General features: G+C 68.8%; 19 protein-coding genes. 12 read left to right on the top strand and 7 right to left on the bottom strand.

The window, feature by feature from the left end:
- Positions 1-279: 279 nt before the first annotated feature.
- On the top strand, positions 280-1,374 hold the full coding sequence (locus F6J85_RS03680) for a hypothetical protein (protein WP_150923876.1): 1,095 nt from the start codon (positions 280-282) through the stop codon (positions 1,372-1,374).
- A gap of 142 nt (positions 1,375-1,516) precedes the next feature.
- Positions 1,517-2,983 (top strand): HNH endonuclease signature motif containing protein, encoded by a 1,467-nt coding sequence (locus F6J85_RS03675; RefSeq protein WP_150923875.1) that lies wholly within the window; start codon positions 1,517-1,519, stop codon positions 2,981-2,983.
- Positions 2,984-3,021: 38 nt separating this feature from the next.
- On the opposite strand, the gene F6J85_RS03670 is transcribed toward F6J85_RS03675, so the two are convergent.
- Positions 3,022-3,597, bottom strand: a complete 576-nt coding sequence (locus F6J85_RS03670; RefSeq protein ID WP_150923874.1) for a helix-turn-helix domain-containing protein — start codon at positions 3,595-3,597, stop codon at positions 3,022-3,024.
- Positions 3,598-3,662: 65 nt separating this feature from the next.
- On the opposite strand from F6J85_RS03670, the gene F6J85_RS03665 reads away from it, so the two are divergent.
- Positions 3,663-5,255, top strand: coding sequence for a bifunctional NAD(P)/FAD-dependent oxidoreductase/class I SAM-dependent methyltransferase (locus F6J85_RS03665; RefSeq protein WP_150923873.1), 1,593 nt, complete (start codon positions 3,663-3,665; stop codon positions 5,253-5,255).
- A 47-nt stretch (positions 5,256-5,302) separates the two neighbouring features.
- Positions 5,303-5,884 (top strand): isochorismatase family protein, encoded by a 582-nt coding sequence (locus tag F6J85_RS03660; RefSeq protein ID WP_150923872.1) that lies wholly within the window; start codon positions 5,303-5,305, stop codon positions 5,882-5,884.
- Positions 5,885-5,887: 3 nt separating this feature from the next.
- Here the strand turns inward: F6J85_RS03660 and F6J85_RS03655 are convergent, their stop codons facing one another.
- From F6J85_RS03655 to F6J85_RS03645, 3 genes are read right to left on the bottom strand one after another with little or no spacing between them, the layout of a single operon-like run.
- On the bottom strand, positions 5,888-6,670 hold the full coding sequence (locus F6J85_RS03655) for an IclR family transcriptional regulator (RefSeq protein ID WP_191906741.1): 783 nt from the start codon (positions 6,668-6,670) through the stop codon (positions 5,888-5,890).
- A gap of 29 nt (positions 6,671-6,699) precedes the next feature.
- Positions 6,700-8,310 (bottom strand): arylsulfatase, encoded by a 1,611-nt coding sequence (locus F6J85_RS03650; RefSeq protein ID WP_150923870.1) that lies wholly within the window; start codon positions 8,308-8,310, stop codon positions 6,700-6,702.
- Positions 8,311-8,327: 17 nt separating this feature from the next.
- Positions 8,328-9,674 (bottom strand): MFS transporter, encoded by a 1,347-nt coding sequence (locus tag F6J85_RS03645; protein ID WP_191906740.1) that lies wholly within the window; start codon positions 9,672-9,674, stop codon positions 8,328-8,330.
- A 144-nt stretch (positions 9,675-9,818) separates the two neighbouring features.
- Between F6J85_RS03645 and F6J85_RS03640 the strand changes: the two genes are divergently transcribed.
- The 3 genes from F6J85_RS03640 to F6J85_RS03630 are packed head-to-tail and all read left to right on the top strand — an operon-like array spanning position 9,819 to position 11,508.
- Positions 9,819-10,802 (top strand): formylglycine-generating enzyme family protein, encoded by a 984-nt coding sequence (locus tag F6J85_RS03640; RefSeq protein WP_202980871.1) that lies wholly within the window; start codon positions 9,819-9,821, stop codon positions 10,800-10,802.
- Positions 10,799-11,164 (top strand): YidH family protein, encoded by a 366-nt coding sequence (locus tag F6J85_RS03635; protein ID WP_150923868.1) that lies wholly within the window; start codon positions 10,799-10,801, stop codon positions 11,162-11,164. The genes F6J85_RS03640 and F6J85_RS03635 overlap by 4 nt, the downstream gene beginning before the upstream one ends.
- A complete protein-coding gene (locus F6J85_RS03630) occupies positions 11,161-11,508 on the top strand; it encodes a DUF202 domain-containing protein (protein WP_150923867.1) in 348 nt (115 codons plus the stop codon). The genes F6J85_RS03635 and F6J85_RS03630 overlap by 4 nt, the downstream gene beginning before the upstream one ends.
- A 9-nt stretch (positions 11,509-11,517) precedes the next feature.
- On the opposite strand, the gene F6J85_RS03625 is transcribed toward F6J85_RS03630, so the two are convergent.
- The gene (locus F6J85_RS03625) at positions 11,518-11,970 is read right to left on the bottom strand and encodes an SRPBCC family protein (protein WP_150923866.1); all 453 of its coding nucleotides are present in this window, start codon (positions 11,968-11,970) and stop codon (positions 11,518-11,520) included.
- Positions 11,971-12,004: 34 nt separating this feature from the next.
- The gene (gene ctaD / locus F6J85_RS03620) at positions 12,005-13,678 is read right to left on the bottom strand and encodes an aa3-type cytochrome oxidase subunit I (RefSeq protein ID WP_238707154.1); all 1,674 of its coding nucleotides are present in this window, start codon (positions 13,676-13,678) and stop codon (positions 12,005-12,007) included.
- Between the two features lie 322 nt (positions 13,679-14,000).
- Between ctaD and F6J85_RS03615 the strand changes: the two genes are divergently transcribed.
- Genes F6J85_RS03615 through F6J85_RS03595 form a run of 5 tightly spaced genes read left to right on the top strand, consistent with a single transcriptional unit; the run spans position 14,001 to position 19,652 of the window.
- Complete coding sequence (locus F6J85_RS03615; protein ID WP_150923865.1) at positions 14,001-14,780, top strand: 5-formyltetrahydrofolate cyclo-ligase; 780 nt, start codon at positions 14,001-14,003, stop codon at positions 14,778-14,780.
- Between the two features lie 45 nt (positions 14,781-14,825).
- A complete protein-coding gene (locus F6J85_RS03610; RefSeq protein ID WP_150923864.1) occupies positions 14,826-15,923 on the top strand; it encodes a BMP family ABC transporter substrate-binding protein in 1,098 nt (365 codons plus the stop codon).
- Complete coding sequence (locus F6J85_RS03605) at positions 15,923-17,506, top strand: ABC transporter ATP-binding protein (protein WP_150923863.1); 1,584 nt, start codon at positions 15,923-15,925, stop codon at positions 17,504-17,506. Before F6J85_RS03610 ends, F6J85_RS03605 begins: the two co-directional genes overlap by 1 nt.
- Positions 17,503-18,690 (top strand): ABC transporter permease, encoded by a 1,188-nt coding sequence (locus F6J85_RS03600; RefSeq protein ID WP_150923862.1) that lies wholly within the window; start codon positions 17,503-17,505, stop codon positions 18,688-18,690. Before F6J85_RS03605 ends, F6J85_RS03600 begins: the two co-directional genes overlap by 4 nt.
- Positions 18,687-19,652 carry an ABC transporter permease gene (locus F6J85_RS03595; protein WP_150923861.1) on the top strand — a complete coding sequence of 322 codons (966 nt, stop codon included), beginning with the start codon at positions 18,687-18,689 and terminating at the stop codon, positions 19,650-19,652. Before F6J85_RS03600 ends, F6J85_RS03595 begins: the two co-directional genes overlap by 4 nt.
- Here F6J85_RS03595 and F6J85_RS03590 read toward each other — a convergent pair.
- Positions 19,625-20,695, bottom strand: a complete 1,071-nt coding sequence (locus F6J85_RS03590) for a LacI family DNA-binding transcriptional regulator (protein ID WP_150923860.1) — start codon at positions 20,693-20,695, stop codon at positions 19,625-19,627. The genes F6J85_RS03595 and F6J85_RS03590 overlap by 28 nt on opposite strands.
- Positions 20,696-20,739: the final 44 nt, after the last annotated feature.

The following is a 20,739-nucleotide window of genomic DNA, read 5'->3' as shown; positions in this document are numbered from 1 at the left end:
GTCTTCGGTTGACACGCGAGCGGATCCGCGGCGTGCAAGCCCCGCCGTGCCGAATACCCGGCCGGTGACGCAGGCGGCATCCGCCATCGCTTGCTGCTCATCAGATGAGCCAGGCCGCGGGTTCGAGAGAACCTCTGGCGCCGATACGCCCAGAGGAGGATCTTGTTAGTAGGGGCACCGGACGAAGTTGCGACATCCCGCACGCATTTTGGTTGTCCTGGGACAGCTGCCGTGGGTTGTGTCGCCCAATGACGTGCGCACTCCGCAGAGGTGGCTGCTATGGCGAGGAAAACGTATACGCCAGGGCTGCGCACGCGTGCCATGAAGCTCGTGGCGGAGGCGCGCAGGAAAGACCCGCAGCTGTCACTCAACGCTGCAGTGAATAGGATCGGCGCACAGCTCGACGTGAACCCGTCCACACTGCGGCGTTGGTGCGAGAAGAGCACGACTGATGCGACCGGGGACGGCGACCCGAAGAAACTGGATGAACAAGAGTTCACGGCCGCCCGGAAGCTTCTGGAGTCCCTTGGCGCGTCGTCTGCGCTCTGGCAGGCGGAGGACCAGATCAGGTTCGCCCGGCGTCGATCAATAACCTGGGGGCTGACTTCCAGGGTCATCTGGTGGGCCGTCTGGGCCACCATCGCCGCCGTCTGCGTCTGGCTAGTGTTGTCGTGGGTGTTCTCCCCGTTCGACGGCAACCGGCCGACCACCAATAGCAAGACGTCGGTAGAAGCAGACGTGCCGTTTTGGCAGGGCTGGCTAGGCCTTGTCGTCTTCAGCGGGGTGGTCGGGCTCACTCTCGCGGCCATGCTCTCGATCTCGTCATGGGTGGCGACTCGGGTTGCCCTGCTTCCGATTCCGTTCGAGTCCGCATACGCGCAGCTGGACTCCGTCCGGCACACCATCAGGAGTCAGGACGTCGACCGGTGGACCAACATCGCCGAACCGTTCCTCGGGTTCTGGCACCGCTGGAGGTTGAAACTCTCGAAGTCAAGGTTGAAACCCTTGGGGGCAGCGGAGCGCGTATTGCTTTCCTCGGCCCGTGGCCGCCGTTACCGAACCGCAGGGGCGAGGGACGCAGAACGCCGCGACCGCGCGCGCGCCGCCGCCACGCTGAGTTGGATCGAGCTCCGGCTGACCCGCGAGGGAGAATCCTTCAAGGCTGAAGCAATCACGTGGATCGCCGCAATCCAACAGATGACCATAATGCGCGACTGGTCCATGAGACCTCTCCCCGGTGACGATCTGGTGGCCAAACGAAAATCCGTAACTCGCATCCTGGGGCGGTTTCTGGTGGCCGCACTGTCCCTCGCGCTCGCCGCGATCCCTGTCATGGCTCTCATCGCACCCCACCTGGTCCCGCGCTGGCGTTAGCCCCCTCGGATGCCAGCATGATCGCGCGAGCGGTGATGTGAGCCGATCCTCCCCAGGACGGTGCGGATACGACTTATCCACCGGTTCTGCCGGTGCTCGGTACGGCAAGTTCAATGTCGGTGGCCCTCGCTAGTTTGAGGGTATGGAATTCAGCTCCTGGCCTGGTGAAACCACCACGGCGGACGTCTCCCGCATGCGGGCCGGTCTCGCCGGGCTGCAGGACGCCGACGCTGCCGTCGCGAAGGCGCAGGCAGAGCGAATCCGTCACCTTTCCGCCCTCGCCGAGGTGGCCACCGGGCAGGTCGCAAGGCTCACGTCGCGGGACTCCCGGGAGCGGGAGATGCCGATGCGGTCCGTCGCTGCGGAGGTCGCGTTCGCCACGCACGTGCACGACATGACCGCGCAGCGAGAACTCGGCGACGCGCACACCCTCGTCACCAAGTTCGCCGCGACCGTCACCGCGTTGGAGGCCGGCCGGATCTCCAAGCGACACGTCGACGTCATCCTCGAAACCGGGCTACCGATCACCGACGACCAGGTCCGGGCCGCATGGGAGGAAACTGTCCTGGACTACGCCGCACGGCAGGCACCGGGGCGGACGAAGGCGTACGCCCGGCAGCTGGCCGAAGCGGTCAACCCGGAGGGGATGACCATCCGGCACGCGCGAGCTGTCGAGACCCGCGGCGTGTCGGTCCTCGACCTGGATGACGGGATGGCGCTGCTGCAACTGCGGCTGCCCGCGGCCGTGGCGTACGGGATCCGCGACCGGATCCGCCGGCAGGCGCGCGCTATCCGGGATGCGGCGAACATCGAACGCGCCCGCCGCGCCCACGAAGCCGCCGCCGCTGAAGCAGCAGCCGCCGAAGGTGCTGACGAGTCAGCCGAAGGTACGCAGGCGCCGACCGAAGCGTCCGAGTTCCGCCCGGGTGAGGCGCTCGACATCACGGTCGAGGGCACTGCACCCGCCGAGGACGAAGATCAGCCGGTCGTTGACGACACGCGCACCCTGGTCCAGATCGGCGCCGACGTCGCAGCCGACATGCTCCTTACCGGCAGCCCCGCGATCGACCCCACCACCGGAGAACACCTCCCCGGCGGGCTGGGCGCCATCCACGCCCACGTGCAGGTCGTGGTCCCCGTACTCACTCTGCTCGGCAAGACCGATGCCGGTGCCAGCCTGCACGGACAGATCCCCATCGACCCCGACACCGCCCGACACCTCGCCGGCACCGCGCCCGGATGGGACCGGATCCTCTGCCACCCGATCACCGGGACAGTCCTCGAAGTCGACCGGTACACGCCGGGCACCGACCAACGCCGCTACCTGCAAGCCCGCGACCAGCACTGCCGCGGATTCGGATGCCGACAACCCGCCCACCGGTGCCAGATCGACCACAACCACGAACACCACGACGGCGGACCGACCGCGCTCACCAACCTCGCCCACTTCTGCACCCGACACCACACCCTGAAGACCGAGACGGAATGGACCGTCCGGCAACTGCCGGATGGCACGGTCGAGTTCACCAGCCCGCTGGGCAAGACCTACACCGACGAACCACCCCCACGGGTCATGTTCATCCCCGACGGAGACCCGCCACCGTTCTGAACCACCCCTCTTCGCCGTCGCGGCGAAGAGGCACGACCTCAGCTCCCGCCGTCCGGCTGCGCCTCGACACCGCGCGTGTGGATCCGCTCCCCCGACGCGCTGAAGATGCTGACCACCTCGACCGGCCCCTCGGCCGTCGCGCTCACGCTGTGCGGCGTGCGGGTGTCGAACTCGGCCGCCTCGCCCCGCTCGATGATGTGCTCGTGACCGTCGAGAGCCAGACGCAGCCGACCGCTCAGCACGAACACCCACTCGTAGCCGTCGTGCACGCGCGGCGCGGGCGCCTCCTCCGCCGGCGGAAACGTCACCTTGTACGTCTTGATCGGTGAGTGCTCCAGCGTCAGGGGCGCGATCACCATGCCGTCGCGACGCTCGACCGGGCGACGGATGCGGGGATCCGCCGGCGTCGCGGGCAGCAGGTCGTCGATGCGCAGACCGAGCTGCCGAGTGAGCGGGAGCAGCAGCGCCAGCGACGCCTGACGCTTGCCCGACTCCAGCCGCGACAGCGTGCTCGGCGACATCCCGACGCGCGTCGCGAGGTCTTCGAGCGTCCATCCGCGGTCACGGCGTGCGGCGCGCAGGCGCGGTCCGATCTGGTCCAGGGCGGTATCCATGCCCAGAGCTTGCCATATCCGCAAGAACGTTTGCCATCGGCATCATCTGCGACGACGCTGAGGGCATGACGAACGAATGGGATGCCGTGATCATCGGCGGGAGCGTCGCGGGACTGAGCGCCGCGCAGATGCTCGGACGCTCGCGGCGGCGCACCCTCGTGATCGACGGCGGACGACCGCGGAACCGGTTCGCCGCGCACATGCACGGGGTGCTCGGTCACGACGGACTCGACCCCGCCGCGCTGCTCGAGAAGGGACGCGCCGAGGCTCGCGCTTACGGCGTGGAGATCGTCGAGGGCACCGTGACCGCGCTGACAGAAGATGGCGACACCCTCCGCGTGACGCGCGCCGACGGATCGCACGAGAGCGCCCGCACGGTCGTGATCGCCACCGGCATCCGCGACGCGCTGCCGGACGTGCCCGGGCTGGGCGAAGAGTGGGGCCGGAGCGTGCTGCACTGCCCGTACTGCCACGGGTGGGAGGTCGCCGGCGGGCGTCTCGGCGTGCTCGCGGGCTCGCCGGCGAGCCTGCACCAGATCGAGCTCGTGCGGCAGCTGTCCGACGACGTCGTCGCCTTCACCGCCGCGGCCGAGCCCCTCGGCGAGGAGACCGCCGCACGGCTCGCCGCCCGCGGCATCCGCATCGTCCCCTCGCCGGTGCGGGAGGTCGTCCCCGGCGCCGACGGGCTGACGGTCGTGACACAGGACGGCGAGGCGCACGTCGTCGACGCGGTGTTCACCGGCGGTGACCCGGTCATCGACCTCGCGTTCGCCGACAGCCTCACGCTCGCCCGGGCCGACGAGCCCGGCGCTCCCCTGGCGGTCGACCTGCGCGGCGCGACGAGCCATCCGCGGGTCTTCGCGGCCGGCAACGTCACCGCACCGTACGCCAACGTGCCGGTGTCGATGGGCGCCGGCTCGATGGCGGGAGCGGGGGCGAACGCGATGCTCGTGGCGGAGGACTTCGACCGCGCCGCCGCCGAGCGCACCGCGCGGCGCAACGCGGAGTGGGAGGACCGCTACGCCGCGCACGACCGCTTCTGGTCGGGCCGCGTCAACGCGACCGTCGCTGCGATCGTGAAATCCCTCGAGCCGGGGACGGCGCTGGACGTCGGCTCGGGCGAGGGCGGCGACGTCGTGTGGCTCGCCGAACACGGCTGGCAGGCCACCGGCGTGGACGTGTCGGCGACAGCCGTGCGCCGCGCGACGGAGTTCGCCGCCACCCGCGGCACGGAGGCCCGATTCGTCCACGGCGACGGCGCGGCGGCGGTCGAGGGTGAATTCGACCTCGTACTGGCGAGCTTCCTCCACTCCCGGGAGGCGGACTTCCCCCGCATCCGGATGCTGCGAGACGCCGCCGAGCGCGTCGCCCCGGGTGGGCACCTCCTCGTCGTCTCGCACGCGGCGCCGCCGCCGTGGGCGGTGCACGAGTCGACCGAGCACCACCCGGTCATGCGCACACCCGAGGAGGAGTGGGGCCTGCTGGGCCTCGACCCCGAGGTGTGGCATCCCGAGATCGTCGAGATCCGGCCGCGCGAGACGACGGCGCCGGACGGCACGCCCGCGCACCTGGACGACGGCGTGCTCCTCGTGCGCCGCGCCGCAGCGGCGAGCGACGCCGAGCTCCCGCCACTGTGGCCGGATCCGACAGCTCGGTGACCCGACGGGAGCTCGCCGCGGCGGCCCGCGGCCGGGAGGATGGAGCCATGACCGCATCCACCGCCACCGCCCTGCTCGTGATCGATGCGCAGGAGTCGTTCCGTCAGCGCGCCGACGAATGGGCCGAGACGGCCAACCCGCAGGTCGTGACGAACATCGACCGGCTCGTCGAGCACTCCCGCAGCGTCGGAGACCTCGTGGTGTGGATCACGCACGCCGACCCGGGGTCGGGCGGCATCTTCGATCCGGAGAATGGCTTGGTCCGAGTGATCTCCGACCTGTCCCCTGCCCCCGACGAGCTCCAGCTGCAGAAGACCACGATCAGCGCGTTCGCGTCGACCGATCTGGAGCAGCAGCTCACGCGCGCGGGCGTGCGGCGGGTCGTGATCTGCGGCATCCGCACCGACCAGTGCTGCGAGACGACGGCGCGGGCGGCGAGCGACCTGGGATTCGAGGTCGACTTCGTCACCGACGCGACGACCACCTCCGCCATCGCGGCCGGCGACACCTACGGCGCGGTGTCGGGCGACGACATCATGCGGCGCACCGAGAGCGTGCTCGCCGCGCGGGGGTTCGCGTCGATCAGGACGACCGCGCAGGTCGTGGCCGGGGCGTCCGTCGGCGTGTGATGCTCAGGCGGGCGCCGCCACGGGTGCGGGGGTTCCGCCCAGCTGCCGGGTCACGGTGGAGCAGGCGGCGCTGAGCGCCTCCACCGACGCCAGCATGCGGTCGCGGGTGAACCGCTGGGAGGGGCCGGAGATCGACAGCGCGGCGACGACCCCGCCCGTGGCATCCGACACCGGCATGGCGATGGAATTGACGCTGTCGATCGCCTCGTTGAAGGCGATCGCGAAACCGTCGCGGCGGTATTCGGCGAGGTTCGCTCTGATCGCCTCGTCGGAGAGGGGATGGTCCACCGCGTGATCGAGCGCGCGGTTGGCGAGCACGGCCTCGACCTGCTCCTCGGTGAGGGCGCCCATCAGCACGCGCCCGTTGGCCCCCGACCACAGCGGGTAGAGCTTGCCGAGCTCGGGCGCGAAGCGCAGCTCCTGCGTGCTCTGCACCTCCTCCAGGAAGACGCGGGTGTGATCGACGGCGACCGACAGCCCGACCGTCTCCCCCACGGCATCGCGCAGCGCCACCATCTGCGGGCGCGCGGCGGTGATGAGGTTCAGGCCGCTGTTGTAGCCGAGACCGATGAGGAGCGCCCGCGGGCCGATCATGTACTTCTGCGTGCTCTGATCCTGGGTCACCATGCCGGTCGCGGCGAGCGTGGCCAAAAGGCGCTGAACGGTGCTGCGCGGAAGACCGGCGGAAGAGGCGAGCTCGCGTGCGCTCGCCCCTTCCGCCAACGGTCGAAGGGCCCCCAGGACGTGGATCGCTTTGGCCACCGAGTTATCCAGAGCCGCGTCCACCCGCCCAGAGTAACCGACCGCCTTCGACGTCACTCCGAGGGGAGGCCGCTTCCGCGACGGGCATACAGCTCCAGCACGCTCTCGCGCGGGATGACTCCGCAGCGCGCCGCCCACTCGTCGTACGCGGCGCTGAACTCCGCCACGATCTCCGGATGCTGCGCGGCGATGTCGTGCAGTTCGGTGCGGTCTTCGACCATGTCGTACAGCTCCCAGTCGAGCCCGTACTTCTTGACCAGCTTGAGAGCGCCCCGGCGAACGCCGCAGTTGCCCTCGTGCTCCCAGAACAGCATCCGGTCCTCGTCCGTGGCACCCTCCCGGAGGGTGGGCATCATGCTGACGCCCTCCGCCGGCAGCGGGCTGCGGCCCGGGTATTCGGTCGGGTAGTCCACGCCCGCGACATCCAGCAGGGTCGACATCACGTCGGTCAGCTGGTGCGGCTGCGTGCGCAGCGTCGGGGTCGTGCCGAGCCCGGCCGGCCAGCTCACGATGAACGGTGTCGCGATCCCGCCCTCGTGGATCCAGTGCTTGTACTCGCGGAACGGCGTGTTCGACAGGTTCGCCCACGAGCGTCCGTACGTCGCGTACGTGTCTTCGGATCCGGGCACGATGCTCGGGTCGTTGCCCGGGCGCACCTCGCGGCCATCCCGCGTCTCGCCGTCGAACGTCACGTAGGTGGTGACGAACTCACGGGCGGTCTCGATCGGCATCTCCTCGGCGCAGCCGCCGTTGTCGGAGAGGAAGATGACGATGGAGTCCTCGAAGATGCCCTGCTCTTTCAGCTCACCGACGATGCGCCCGACGCCCTGGTCCATCCGGTCCAGCTGCGCGGCGTAGACGGCCATGCGGATGGCCTCCCACTCCTTGTGCTCGACGTCCTCCCACGCGGGCACGCGCGGGTCGCGGTCGGTCAGCGGCCAGTTCTCCGAGATGATCCCCGACGCGATGAGGCGCTCGAGGCGCTCTTCACGCAGCGCATCCCAGCCGGCGTCGAAGCGGCCGAGGTACTTCTTCACGTCCTCCTCCAGCGCGTGCAGGGGCCAGTGCGGCGCCGTGTACGCGACGTAGAGGAAGAACGGATCGTCGGCGTGGTCCGCGCGGTGATCCTCGATGAAGCGCACCGCGTTGTCGCTGATCGCGTCGGTGTAGTAGAAGTCCGGGTCGAGCGTCTCGTCCTCCACGTTCGTCTCGTCACGCGTGAGGGTGCGCGTGCGGAAGAAGCTGCCCGCACCCTCCAGCGTGCCGAAGAACTTCTCGAACCCGCGACGGGTGGGCCACGCATCCGTGGGGTTGTGGATGTCGCCGGCCATGTGCCACTTGCCCGAGACGTAGCTGCGGTACCCGGCCGGCTGGAGCGCTTCCGCGATGGTGACGCACCGGTCGTTGAGATTCCCCGGGTATCCGTCGGGGGCATCGTCGTAGTTCAGGATGCCGATGCCGGTCTGGTGCGGATGCAGCCCCGTCATGAGCGACGCACGCGACGGGCTGCAGCGGGCGGTGTTGTAGAACTGCGTGAGCATCGCCCCGTTGGCGGCGAGCGCGTCGAGGTTCGGCGTCTCCACCTCACCGCCGTAGCATCCGATGTCGGAGAAGCCCATGTCGTCCACGAGGATCAGGACGATGTTGGGAGTGGAGCTGGTCATTGCGGTGCTTCCTGCTTTCACTGGGCTGCCGGGGCGGGAGCGGACTGCGCTTCAGCGCGCGCCCGGAGGTCGGTGTCGACCTCCTGGTGCGCCGTCTCCTTGGCGAAGTACAGCGCCACGAGCGCGATGACGGCGGCGACCATGACGTAGATGGCGACCGGCCACGACGACCCTGAGATCGACACGAGCCACACCGCGATGATCGGCGCCACGGCACCGGAGGGAAGGACGCCCAGCTGGTACACGAGCGACATGCCGGTGTAGCGCACGCGGGCCGGGAACAGCTCGGCGAAGAAGGCCGCCTCCGCGCCGAACATGGTGCACGCGCCCATCGACCAGCCCAGCACCGTCGCCAGCCAGATGAACACGGCGACACCGGAGTCGATGAGCCCGAAGATCGGGAAGGCGGTGACGAGGGCGACGGCTGCTCCCGCCGCGAAGACCGGCCGACGGCCGAACTTGTCGGAGAGCTTGCCGGCGATCGGGATGATGAAGAACCCGATGACGCTCGCCACGAGCAGGCCGTTCAGGGCGTAGGAGCTCGACAGTCCGAGCACGGTCGTGGTGTAGGTGAGCAGGAACGCGTTGTACACGTTGAACGTGATGCTCTCGCTGAAGCGCGCGCCGAAGCCGACGAGCAGCTGCTTGGGGTACTTGCGGATGACCTCGAACACCGGAACCTTGACCACCTCGCCGGTCTCGACCATGTCCTTGAAGGCCTGCGGCTCCTCCACCTTCAGGCGGACGATGAGGCCGACGATCACGAGGACGATGCTCGCGATGAACGGGACGCGCCACGCCCACTCGACGAGCACCTCGTCACCGCCGAGGCTCGCGAGGTTCACCGCGACGGTGGACAGCAGCAGGCCCAGCGGCACGCCGGTCTGCGGCCACGACGAGAACAGGCCGCGCTTGCCGCGCGGTGCGTGCTCGAACGTGAGGATGGCCGCGCCACCCCACTCGCCGCCGAGGCCGATGCCCTGCAGCATCCGCAGGATGAGCAACAGGATCGGCGCGGCGACGCCGATCTGGGCGTACGTGGGCAGCACGCCCATCAGGAATGTGGAGATGCCCATGATCAGCATCGTGATGACGAGGATCTTCTTGCGGCCGATGCGGTCGCCGAAGTGGCCGAAGATCAGCCCGCCGATGGGGCGCGTGACGAAACCGGCGGCGAACGTGCCGAACGCGACGAGCGTGCCGATGAGCGGATCGAACTCGGGGAAGAACTCGCTGTTGAAGACGAGGGCCGCCATCGTCGCGTAGAGGAAGAAGTCGTACCACTCGATGATCGAGCCGAAGACGCTCGCCAGAACGGTATTGCGCTGCTGCTTCTTCACTCGCAGCTGATCGGTGTTCGCCATGACTCTCCTTTGAAGTGACGACTGGGTGATGCGGATGGGGCGATTCGGCCTGTCCCGAACTACGGGACGGCGTCCCATATTTGCCTCCCTGACTGTAGGGTGACAGGCATGGGCGCGTCAATGCCGCCGCGGGAGGAAGCGACGATGGAGATGCAGACCGCCACCGCACGGACGGGCGCCGGGTGCGGGTGCGGATGCGGATCGCCGTCGCGATCGACGCTGCTGCAGATCCCGCCGGCGAACCGCCCCGATCCCATCGTGGCCCACGGCGGATCGCACTCCGTGCCGCAGGCCCTCGTTCCGGCCGGGGAATTCGTCATGGGCGACTCGTCCGGCGACCACAACCCCGGCGACGGCGAACTCCCCCGCCATGTCGTGCGACTGACCGCGTTCTCCATCGACGCCACGACCGTCACCAACCGCGCCTTCGCCGAGTTCGTCGACGCCACCGGTTACCGGACGGAGGCGGAGACGTTCGGATTCTCCGCCGTCTTCCACCTCGCTGTCACCGCCCCCGCCGACGACGTCGTCGGGGTCCCACCGTCGACGCCGTGGTGGCGGGGCGTGCGCGGCGCCGACTGGCAGCATCCCGGCGGCGCCGGATCCTCGCTCGACGGCCTCGACGATCACCCCGCGGTGCACGTCAGCTGGAACGATGCGCAGGCCTACTGCGCGTGGGCGGGGCGGCGCCTGCCCACCGAGGCCGAGTGGGAGTACGCCGCCCGCGGCGGACTCGACGGCGCGAAGTACCCGTGGGGCGACGCCGAGGTCGACGAGGGCGGATGGCGGGCCAACATCTTCCAGGGATCGTTCCCCGACCGCAACACCGCGGAGGACGGGTGGGTGACGACGGCACCTGTGCGAAGCTTCGAGCCCAACGGGCACGGGCTCTGGCAGGCCGTCGGCAACGTGTGGGAATGGTGCGCCGACTGGTTCAGCGCGCGCACCTACGGGCAGTCCCCCACCGACGCGCCCACCGGGCCGCGCCTGGGCGCCGAACGCGTCCTGCGCGGAGGCAGCTACCTCTGCCACCTCTCCTACTGCAATCGCTATCGGAACTCGGCCCGCTCGCGCAACACCCCCGACTCCTCCATGGGCAACGCCGGCTTCCGGACGGTCGCGCGGTGAGGGCCCGGCCCCGGTTCCCCGGCTCCGTCTACTCTCAGGGCGACGAGCCCGACGCGCGCTTCACGCTCGCCAACGAGCGCACGTTCCTCGCCTGGATCCGCACGTCCCTCGCCTTCATCGCCGCGGGGATCGCGCTGGAGCTGCTCGGGGCGGAGCTGCACGCCGCGCTGCGGCTCGCCGCATCCCTCATCCTGATCCTCGTCGGCACCGCGACGCCGCCGCTGGCGTGGTTCGGATGGGCGAAGACCGAGCGCGCGCTGCGCCGGCGGGAGCCGCTGCCGGCCACTCCCATGGCGGCAGTCCTGGCGCTCGCGGCGACCGTGGCCGGCGTCCTGCTCGTCTTGGCGATCCTGCTTCGATGACGCTGTTCGATCCGGGGCTGCAGCCCGAGCGGACCGAGCTGGCCTGGCGACGCACCGCACTGGCGATCGGCATCGGATCGCTCTTCGCGGTGCGGCTGCTGCCGGCCGCGATGGGCAGCCCGTGGTGGGCGCTCCCCGGTTTCGCGGGAATCCTCCTCACCGCGGCGCTGTGGCTCGGCGCCCGCCGCCGACACCGCGCCGTCGCAGATGCCTTACTCGAGCACGGCGACCGCGCCGCACTGCCCGCCGGCGGCCTGCCGGCCGTGCTCGCCGCGGTCGTGACGCTCATCGGCGCGGGCGGGGTCGCCTCCGTCGTGGCGCACGCCGCTTCCGCCGGCGGCTGAGCCGAACGGCTACGGATGCTGCGCGACCGCCTGCAGGAGATGGGCGTTGCGCTGCGCGATGAGACGCCGGAGGTAGGGCACCAGCACGAGCCGTTCGGCGACTCGTCCCAGGACCGGGGAGCCGACGGTGATCGTGTCGGTCATGCGGGTGCGGCCGCCCAGCTCCAAGAAGGCGTGCTCGTGGCGGAAGACCCGGAACGGTCCGCGCACCTGCTCATCCACGAACCGCTGCGGCCGGTCGCACGCGGAGATGCGGGAGGTCATCGTGAACCACACCCCGAAATGTTTGGCCCGCCACGTCACCGTCTCACCGAGCCCGATGGAGCCGCTCGTGACCCCGGCGATCGCGCGCTCCCCGGAACCGGACATGGACGCCACGTGGGCGTCGATGCTGAGCGAGATGTCGAAGAGCCGTTCGGCGGGCGCATCCGAATCGGTCACGAGGGTGAAGGTCGAGGGCACCCGCTGATCATCTCAGCCGGCCGCGCCCCCCGCACTACTTCTCGGTGTCGTCGCCGGCGTCCACGACGGGCGCGTCGGGCGCGTCCTTGGCCGGACCCACACCGACCGGAACACCAGCGTCGGGGTGGTTCAGGTCGAACGCGGGACGCTCGCTGCGGATCCGCGGGATCGACGTGAAGTTGTGCCGCGGCGGCGGGCACGACGTCGCCCACTCCAGCGAGCCGCCGTACCCCCACGGGTCGTTCACGGTGATCCGCGGCGCCTTGCGCGCCGTGATCCACACGTTCAACAGGAACGGGATCATCGACGCGCCGAGCAGGATGGCGCCGGCCGTGGAGACCTGGTTCTCCCACGTCCACTGATCCTCGGGGGCGTAGTCGGCGTACCTGCGCGGCATGCCGTCCACACCCAGCCAATGCTGGATGAGGAACGTGACGTGGAAGCCGATGAACAGCATCCAGAAGTGGATGTAGCCCAGCCGCTCGTTCAGCATCCGGCCCGTCCACTTCGGCCACCAGAAGTAGAACCCGGCGAACATCGCGAACACCACGGTGCCGAACACGACGTAGTGGAAGTGCGCCACGACGAAGTAGGTGTCGGAGACGTGGAAATCCAGCGGCGGCGAGGCCAGGATGACGCCCGTCAGACCGCCGAACACGAACGACACCAGGAAGCCCAACGCGAAGACCATCGGTGTCTCGAAGGTCACCGAGCCCCGCCACATGGTGCCGATCCAGTTGAAGATCTTCACACCCGTGGGCACCGCGATGAGCATCGTCATGAGAGCGAAGAACGGCAGGAGCACCGCTCCGGTCACGTACATGTGGTGCGCCCACACCGCCACCGACAGTGCGGCGATCGCGATGGTCGCGTACACGAGGGTCTTGTAGCCGAAGATCGGCTTGCGGCTGAAGACCGGGAAGACCTCCGAGACGATGCCGAAGAACGGCAGCGCGATGATGTACACCTCGGGATGCCCGAAGAACCAGAACAGGTGCTGCCACAGCAGCACACCGCCGGCCGCCGGGTCGTAGACGTGCGCACCCAGAACACGATCCGCCGCCGCCGCGAGCAGCGCGGCCGCCAGGACCGGGAAGGCCAGCAGGATCAGGATGCTGGTCACCAGCGTGTTCCACGTGAAGATCGGCATGCGCCACATGGTCATGCCGGGCGCGCGGAGGGTGATGATCGTCGTGATGAAGTTCACGGCACCCAGGATCGTGCCGAACCCGCTCATGCCGAGCCCCAGGAACCAGAGGTTGCCGCCGACACCCGGTGAGAAGCTGGCGTTCGCGAGCGGCTGATACGCCGTCCAGCCGAATCCGGCTGGCCCTTCCGGAGTGAGATACCCCGCGACGGCGATGAGCGAGCCGAACAGGAACAGCCAGAACGACAGGGCGTTCAGGCGGGGGAACGCGACATCCGGTGCGCCGATCTGCAGCGGCATGATGGCGTTGGCGAAGCCCGCGAACAGCGGCGTCGCGAACATCAGCAGCATGATCGTGCCGTGCATCGTGAAGAGCTCGTTGTACTGCTCCTTCGTCGGCACGATCTGTATGCCCGGCTCGAACAGTTCCGTGCGGATGACGAGGGCCAGCAGGCCGCCGAACATGAAGAACATCAGCGACGCGATCAGGTAGAGATACCCGATCGTCTTGTGGTCGGTGGAGGTGATCCACCGGACGATGATGTTGCCCTTCTGCTCCACGCGCGAGGCGGTGAGCAGCGCTGCCTGCCGCGGGGAATCATCGAGGCGCCTTGAGGTGCTGCCTGCGGCTTCGCGTCCAGATCGGTCATCGGTTCTCGTCACCTCCGAAGCTCGGATGACGCGCGGATCACTGCTGGTCCAGGCGCGTGCCCCAGACGTACACCCCTATGCGCGCGCAGCGCGCCGGGTTGACCTCCCGGGCACGGTGTGGCAACCGGTGAGCCGAGGTTCGCAACCGCGGACGATTTCCTGCCTGTTACGACGTCATGAACCTCGCGTTGCCGCGCCGTTCCGTCGAGCGCTAATCGATTAGATTCACCTCATGACTTCTGCAGCATCACACGACGCCGAATTGTGGACCGGACGCCACGAGGGCAAGGACCGCCTTCGTGAACGCGTCTGGGCCGCGCTCCTGGAAGGCGGCGCCGTCGCCACCGACCCGCGCGGATCGATCCCCGACTTCGACGGGGCCGACCGGGCGGCGGCCAAGCTCGCGGAGCTCGAGGTGTGGCACTCGGCACGAGTGGTCAAATGCACGCCCGACGCGTGTCAGCAGCCTATTCGCCTGCGTGCACTGGAGGAAGGCAAGACCCTCTACATGGCCTACCCCCGCCTCGCGGTGTATCCGTGCTTCCTCCGCCTGACCCGGGAGGATCTCGACGCTCGCGGGGTGTCGTTGGAGGAGGCCTCGACGATGGACGGCGCGATCAAGTGGGGCCACCCCATCCCGTTCGAGGAGATGGAGCACATCGACCTCGTGAACGTGGGGTCCGTTGCTGCGACGGGCAAGGGCGCCCGCACCGGGAAGGGCGCCGGGTTCGCGGACCTCGAACTGGGCCTGCTGCGGGAGTACGGCAAGGTGGATGAGACGACAGCGGTCGCCACGACCATCCACCCCCTCTCGCTCGTCGATGACGACGCCATCTCGATCGAGCCGACCGACTCTCCCCTGGACTGGGTCGTGACGGAGGAGCAGGTCATCCAGACCCACACGCCATTGGCCGCACCGGCGGGTATCGACTGGGACCGGATCCAGCCCGACCAGCTCGTGACCATCCCGATCCTCGGTCGACTCGCGCGTGAGCGCGGGATCACCACCTGACCTTCCTCCCCTCCCCTCTCACCGTTCACAGCAGAAAGTAGCGCCATGAAACGCATCAGAGTCCTCTTCGCCGGAGCGGCACTCGCCGTCGCGGCGCTCGTCACGGCTTGCTCCGGCACCGCAACGACAGCATCCGACGAAAACGATTCGGAGGCCCCGCGCATCAAGTACGTCGTGAACGGCACGCTCGGCGACAAGTCCTTCATCGACTCCGCCAACCGCGGCCTCACACAGGCCGTCGACGAGCTCGGCTACGAGCTGAAGATCGTCGAACTCGGATTGGACGAGAGCGGTTGGGAGTCGGGCCTCGCCGACGCTGCGGCCGGAGACGATTACGACATCCTCGTCGCCGGCTCCTACTCGATGTCCGACTACGTCGGCCGGGTCGCTCCGGACTATCCCGAGAAGATGTTCTGGGTCTACGACGCCCCGCCCGACTACACCGGTGAGATCGGATGCTCCAACAAGTGCGAGAACGTGTATTCCGTCACGTTCAAGCAGAACGAGGGGTCCTACCTCGTCGGCTACCTCATGGCCGAGCTGATCGCCGACGGGCAGCTGCCCAACGCGGAGGGCCTCAGCAAGGTGGGCGTCGTCGGAGCGCAGGACATCCCGGTCATCAACGACTTCGTCGCCGGGTTCACGGGTGGGTTCGTTGACGGCGGAGGTTCGGAGTCGGACGTGCTCGTGCAGTACATCGGCGGCGACAAGGCGTTCAACGACCCCGCCCGCGGTAAGGAGATCGCCTCCGCGATCTTCGACGCGGGTGCTGCCGCAGTGTGGGGCGTGGCCGGCGGTTCCGGGGCCGGCGTGATGGAGGCGGCAGCCGAGCGCGACCTCTACTCGATCGGCGTGGACAGCGACCAGTACCTCACGGTCGCCGACGAGACGCTGCGTGACACCATCATCACCTCGATGGTCAAGAACGTGGATGCTGCGCTCTTCCGTGCGGCGGATCTGCACCTCAAGGGCGAACTGCCGTACGGAGAGGCCGAGATCATCGGCATCGCCGAGGACGGCGTCGTGATCGCCACCGAGAACGAGAACTTCGCGCGTCTGGTTCCCGCGACGGTGGCGGAGAGCGTCCAGGCGGCGCTCGAGTCGGTCAAGACCGGGCAGACGAAGGTACCCACGGCGTTCTGATGATCCGTCACTCATCCTCTACCGGGCCGGCTCACGAGTCCGGCCCGGTGGAGGCCGCCGCGCCCAGCGTGCAACTGATCGGCGTGGGCAAGCAGTACCCGAACGGCGTCCGTGCGTGCGTCGACATCGACCTCGAACTGGTCCCCGGCACCGTGCACGCCATCGTCGGCGAGAACGGCGCCGGAAAGTCGACGCTCATGAAGATCCTCTACGGTCTCGAGCGACCGAGCGTGGGACGCATCCTCCTCGACGGTGCGGACGTGCGCCTGGCGGCACCGGATGACGCAATCCGCCATGGCATCGGCATGGTCCATCAGAGCTTCATGATCGTGCCCGAGTTCACGGTCGCCCAGAACGTCGTGCTCGGCGGTGAACCCGCTCGTGCGGGCGTCGTCGATCGCGCCGCGGTGGCACGCGAGGTCACCGACGTCAGCGCGCGGTTCGGGCTTCCTGTGAACCCGAAGGCGAAGGCGCGGGACGTGTCCGTCTCGGTCCTGCAGCGCGTGGAGATCCTTCGCGCCCTGTACCGCGGTGCTCGCGTACTCATCCTCGACGAGCCAACAGCTGTGCTCACCCCCCAGGAGACGGCCGAGCTCTTCCAGGCGCTGCGCGCCTTCGCCGCCGCCGGCCGGAGCGTCGTGTTCATCTCCCACAAGCTTCACGAAGTCCTCGAGGTGGCCGACGAGATCACCGTCGTCCGAGCCGGTCGGATCGTCGGTCGGACGACCCCCGCGCAGACCTCCCCCGTCGAACTCGCATCGCTCATGATCGGCCGGCCGATGACGACAGCCCGGCGTGTGCCCACGCAGGCGCGGGGCGACCAGGTGATGCATGCCACAGGCCTGGAGTGCCGCAACGACCTGGGTCAGCTCGCGTGCACCGAGATCGACCTGACGCTGCGCGCCGGCGAGATCGTGTGTGCCGTGGCGGTGGAAGGCAACGGGCAGACCGAGCTCGTCGAGTGCATCGCGGGGTTGCGACCCGCCACGGCGGGAAGCCTCACCATCGATGGGCGCGACGTGACCACGTCGTCGGTCGCCGCGCGTCGCGCGCGCGGGCTCCGCCACATCCCCGAAGACCGCATGCGCAACGGCGTGGCCCTGCCGGAGACGATCGGCGACAACCTCATCGTCGACCGCGCCTCCTCGCGTGAATTCCGGTGGGGTCCGTTCCAGAGCATCCGCGCCATCCGGGCATGGGCGGAGACGGCGATCTCCCGTTTCGCCATCCGCGCCGCCGACCCGGACGTTCCTGTGGGCAGCCTGTCAGGCGGGAACATCCAGAAGGTCATCGTGGCCCGCGAGCTTCGCGACGGCGCCCGGGTCATCCTCGCCGCCCAACCCACGCGTGGCATCGACGTGGGCTCGATGGAGTTCGTCCACGACGAGATTCGCCGTGCCCGCGACGGGGGCGCGGCGGTGTTCGTCGTCACCGCCGATCTGGGTGAGGCCAAGGCGCTGGCGGATCGCCTCCTGGTGATGCGCGAGGGGCGCATCGTCGCCGAGTGGGATGACCCCGCCGCAGTCACCGACGAAGAGATGGGGATACACATGCTCGGGGCCGACCGGGAACCTCGGCGATGACCGCGCCGACGCAGAGCTTCACACCGGACCCCGAGTCTCTCGGGTCGGTGCACGGTCACGCCGCCGCCCTCGTCGACTACGACCGCAATGACGATCGACGGCGATTCCGGCGCGAGCGCCGCATCGGCGTGTTCGAGGGCGCCCTGACGACTCTCGGAACCATCGCGGTCGCGCTGCTTCTGTGCTTCCTCATCCTCTTGGCCACCGGCAAGGATGCGGTGGGGGCATACGAGTGGCTGCTGTCGGGGCCGGTTTCCCGGCCCACTCGGTTCGGGCGCGTGCTGTTGGAGACGACCACGCTGTCCATCGTCGCGCTGTCGGTTGCCGCTGCCTTCCGCGCAGGTCTGATGACCCTCGGCGCGGAGGGCCAGCTCTATATGGGCGCCCTCGCCGCGACGGTCGTGGCTCTCTTCGTCCCGCTTCCGCCCGGATGGGCGGTGATCGTCCCGTTGCTGTCCGCGATGACCGTCGGCATGCTCTGTGCCGCCCTGCCCGCATGGATGAAGGCGGCCCTCGGCGCCAACGAACTCGTCGCGACGCTCATGCTGAACGCCGTCCTCGTGCGCCTGTACTCGTTCGTGCTGACGAACTGGCTGACTCCCGAAGGTGCGACGAGCGTCGCCTCCGAGTACCTGCCCTCCGAGGCGCTGATCCCCGCGCTCACCGCCGTGTTCGGCGTCAACCTGGACAACGCCAACCTCATGATGTTCTTCATCCCCGTCCTCGCCGTGGCGGTGTGGGTGCTGCTGAACCGGACGCCGCTGGGGTACTCGGTGCGCATGAGCGGGAGCAATGCGCTGTTCGGGCTGTTCGGCGGCATCGCACCGCGACGGGTCATCGTGTGGTGCTTCCTCATCGGGGGCGCCATCGCTGGGCTCGCCGGCGCCCATATCGTTCAGGGCGTGAGCGAGCGCGCTCTGCTCACACTGTCGGCGGGTGTCGCATTCGACGGCATCATGGTGGCCATCCTCGCGCGGGCGAATCCGCTCTTGATCCCGATCGCCGCATTCTTCTACGCGTATCTGAAGGTGGGCGGCCTCGTCATGGAGCAGGAGATGTCGATCGGAACCGAGATCGTCAGCGTCATCCAGGCTCTCGTGGTGCTGATGGCATCCGCGCAGATCCTCCTCGTCTTGGTCCGCAGACGCCGAGCCGCATCCGCGGGGAAGGAGTTGGCGAAATGACGATGGATGTCGTCACGTGGTCACTGTTCATCGCCGCGGTGCTGCGGGTGGCGACGCCGATCCTGCTGGCCGCGGTGGGAGGACTGATCTCCGAGATCGGCGGCGTGCCAAACATCACGCTCGAGGGCAGCATGCTCAGCGGTGCGTGCGCGGGCGCACTGACCGCCGGCCTGACCGGCAGTCCTTGGCTCGGACTCATCGCAGCGGTGGTGGCCGGGGTCGTGCCGGGCCTCATCCTGGGCGTCCTCACGATCGAGTTCAAGGCCGATCCCATCGTGGTCGGCATCGGCGTCAATCTCCTCGCCGCGGGCGCGACGACGTTCGCGGTGTACACGCTGCTCGGCGACAAGTCGGGAACATCCTCCCTCGGCCGCACCGAGCTTCCGTCCGTCGACGTCCCGGCAGCGGAGGGCGTGCCGTTCCTCGGCAACGTGCTGTTCGGGCAGCACATCCTCACCTACTTCGCGTTTCTGGCGTGGGGCGTCATCGCCTTCCTCCTCGCACGGTCCCGCTACGGCATGCACGTGCGGGCCGTGGGCTCCAATCCCCTCGCCGCTCAGTCCGTGGGCATCTCCGTCCGCCGAACCCAGTACTCCGTCGTGATCATCGCCGGCGCCTTGTGCGGGATCGGTGGCGCGTTCCTGTCGATGGGCTACGTGTCGAGCTTCCTGCGCGATATGACCGCTGGACGCGGCTTCATCGCCGTGGCAGCGATCTTCCTCGGGGGGATGCGGCCCGTCGGCGTGCTGCTGGCGGCGCTCGCCTTCGGATTCTTCGAGGCCCTGTCCATCCGCCTCGGAAACTTCGATGTCCCCAGCCAGCTGGTTCAGGCGATCCCCTACGCTGCCACCCTCGTCGGACTCGGCATCTTCGCCTATCGGGACGTGCGGCGGCGACGCACCGCTCTCTACGGACCAGCCCCTCGGCGGCGACGTCAGCGGCAGCCGCAGCTCGCACGGTAGACCGGGCGGCACTCCAGCTGATGGTCCTTCGGGTCGTCGCGCTCTTCGAACAGGAGCGCGGCGACCCGCTCGCCGATGTCGGCGAAAGGCTCCACGATGGTGGACAGCTCAGGCACCGACGTGGCGGCCGCACTCACCCCATCGAAGCCGAAGACGGCCAGCTCGGAGGGGATCGCGATCCCGAGGACGCCGGCACGGTGCATGAGACCGAAGGCCAGTTCGTCGGTCGCGGCGAAAACCGCTGTCACGTCCGCCCGTTCCTTCAGCCAGTGCTCGGCCGCAGCGGAGGCGGATAACCGGTCGACGCCGCTGCGGATGATGAGCTCATCACCGTGCGCGAGCCCGGCCGCGCTCAGCGCGTCGCGCCATCCGCTCACGCGTGCACCCACCGGGCCGTCATCGTCATGATGACCGAGGCAGGCGATGCGGGTGTGACCGTGGCCGATGAGGTGCTCGACGGCATGGCGCGCCCACCGTCGATCGTCGACGGCGACGAGGGGGCCGGTATAGCCCTCCGGGCGGTGGTGGACGAAGACGACGCGCACATCGGAGGCTTCGATCAGACGGGCCAGAGAAGGGGAGGCTCCGAGTCCGGCGATCGCGATCCCGGGAACGCCCTCGTCGATGAGTGCTGAGGTGATGGCGACTTCTTGCGCGGGGTCGAAGTCGGAGTTCGCGATCATGACGAGGTGCCCGCGCCGGGCCGCCGCTTGCTCGATCGGAAGAGACAGCTCGACGTAGTACGGATCGATAGTGCCGGGCATCACCAGGCCGATGAACTGCGAATGCCGCGACCGCAACGTGCGAGCGCTTCGGCTCGGTCGATACGCGAGCTCGTCGATCGCGGCGAGCACCCGGGATCGCGTCGATTCGGACACCGGACGAGGACCGTCGTTGAGGACGTAGCTCACGACCGCTGTCGACGTGCCCGCTCGCTGGGCGACATCCGCGACGGTGGGTCTGCGCGGCTTGTCAGGTCTCACCCAGGGCTCCTCAGCTCGGTCCGATCCTATCGACGAGGCGGCGCACCCGGCGGCCGCCACTTCTTACCCGTGGCTCTGGGTCGTTAGATAAGGCGCCGGAGAAG

The organism is Microbacterium lushaniae, assembly GCF_008727775.1.
Taxonomy (GTDB): domain Bacteria; phylum Actinomycetota; class Actinomycetes; order Actinomycetales; family Microbacteriaceae; genus Microbacterium; species Microbacterium lushaniae.
Note: the sequence above shows the minus strand (reverse complement) of the source record. Positions and strands in the feature narration are given on the sequence as shown.

Coding starts and splice junctions, on each gene's coding strand:
- F6J85_RS03670 (WP_150923874.1), bottom strand. CDS start 3,597: ATGGATACCGCCCTGGACCAGATCGGACCGCGCCTGCGCGCCGCACGC.
- F6J85_RS03660 (WP_150923872.1), top strand. CDS start 5,303: ATGACCGCATCCACCGCCACCGCCCTGCTCGTGATCGATGCGCAGGAG.
- F6J85_RS03680 (WP_150923876.1), top strand. CDS start 280: ATGGCGAGGAAAACGTATACGCCAGGGCTGCGCACGCGTGCCATGAAG.
- F6J85_RS03640 (WP_202980871.1), top strand. CDS start 9,819: ATGGAGATGCAGACCGCCACCGCACGGACGGGCGCCGGGTGCGGGTGC.
- F6J85_RS03675 (WP_150923875.1), top strand. CDS start 1,517: ATGGAATTCAGCTCCTGGCCTGGTGAAACCACCACGGCGGACGTCTCC.
- F6J85_RS03645 (WP_191906740.1), bottom strand. CDS start 9,674: ATGGCGAACACCGATCAGCTGCGAGTGAAGAAGCAGCAGCGCAATACC.
- F6J85_RS03650 (WP_150923870.1), bottom strand. CDS start 8,310: ATGACCAGCTCCACTCCCAACATCGTCCTGATCCTCGTGGACGACATG.
- F6J85_RS03605 (WP_150923863.1), top strand. CDS start 15,923: ATGATCCGTCACTCATCCTCTACCGGGCCGGCTCACGAGTCCGGCCCG.
- F6J85_RS03615 (WP_150923865.1), top strand. CDS start 14,001: ATGACTTCTGCAGCATCACACGACGCCGAATTGTGGACCGGACGCCAC.
- F6J85_RS03665 (WP_150923873.1), top strand. CDS start 3,663: ATGACGAACGAATGGGATGCCGTGATCATCGGCGGGAGCGTCGCGGGA.
- F6J85_RS03610 (WP_150923864.1), top strand. CDS start 14,826: ATGAAACGCATCAGAGTCCTCTTCGCCGGAGCGGCACTCGCCGTCGCG.
- F6J85_RS03595 (WP_150923861.1), top strand. CDS start 18,687: ATGACGATGGATGTCGTCACGTGGTCACTGTTCATCGCCGCGGTGCTG.
- F6J85_RS03600 (WP_150923862.1), top strand. CDS start 17,503: ATGACCGCGCCGACGCAGAGCTTCACACCGGACCCCGAGTCTCTCGGG.
- F6J85_RS03630 (WP_150923867.1), top strand. CDS start 11,161: ATGACGCTGTTCGATCCGGGGCTGCAGCCCGAGCGGACCGAGCTGGCC.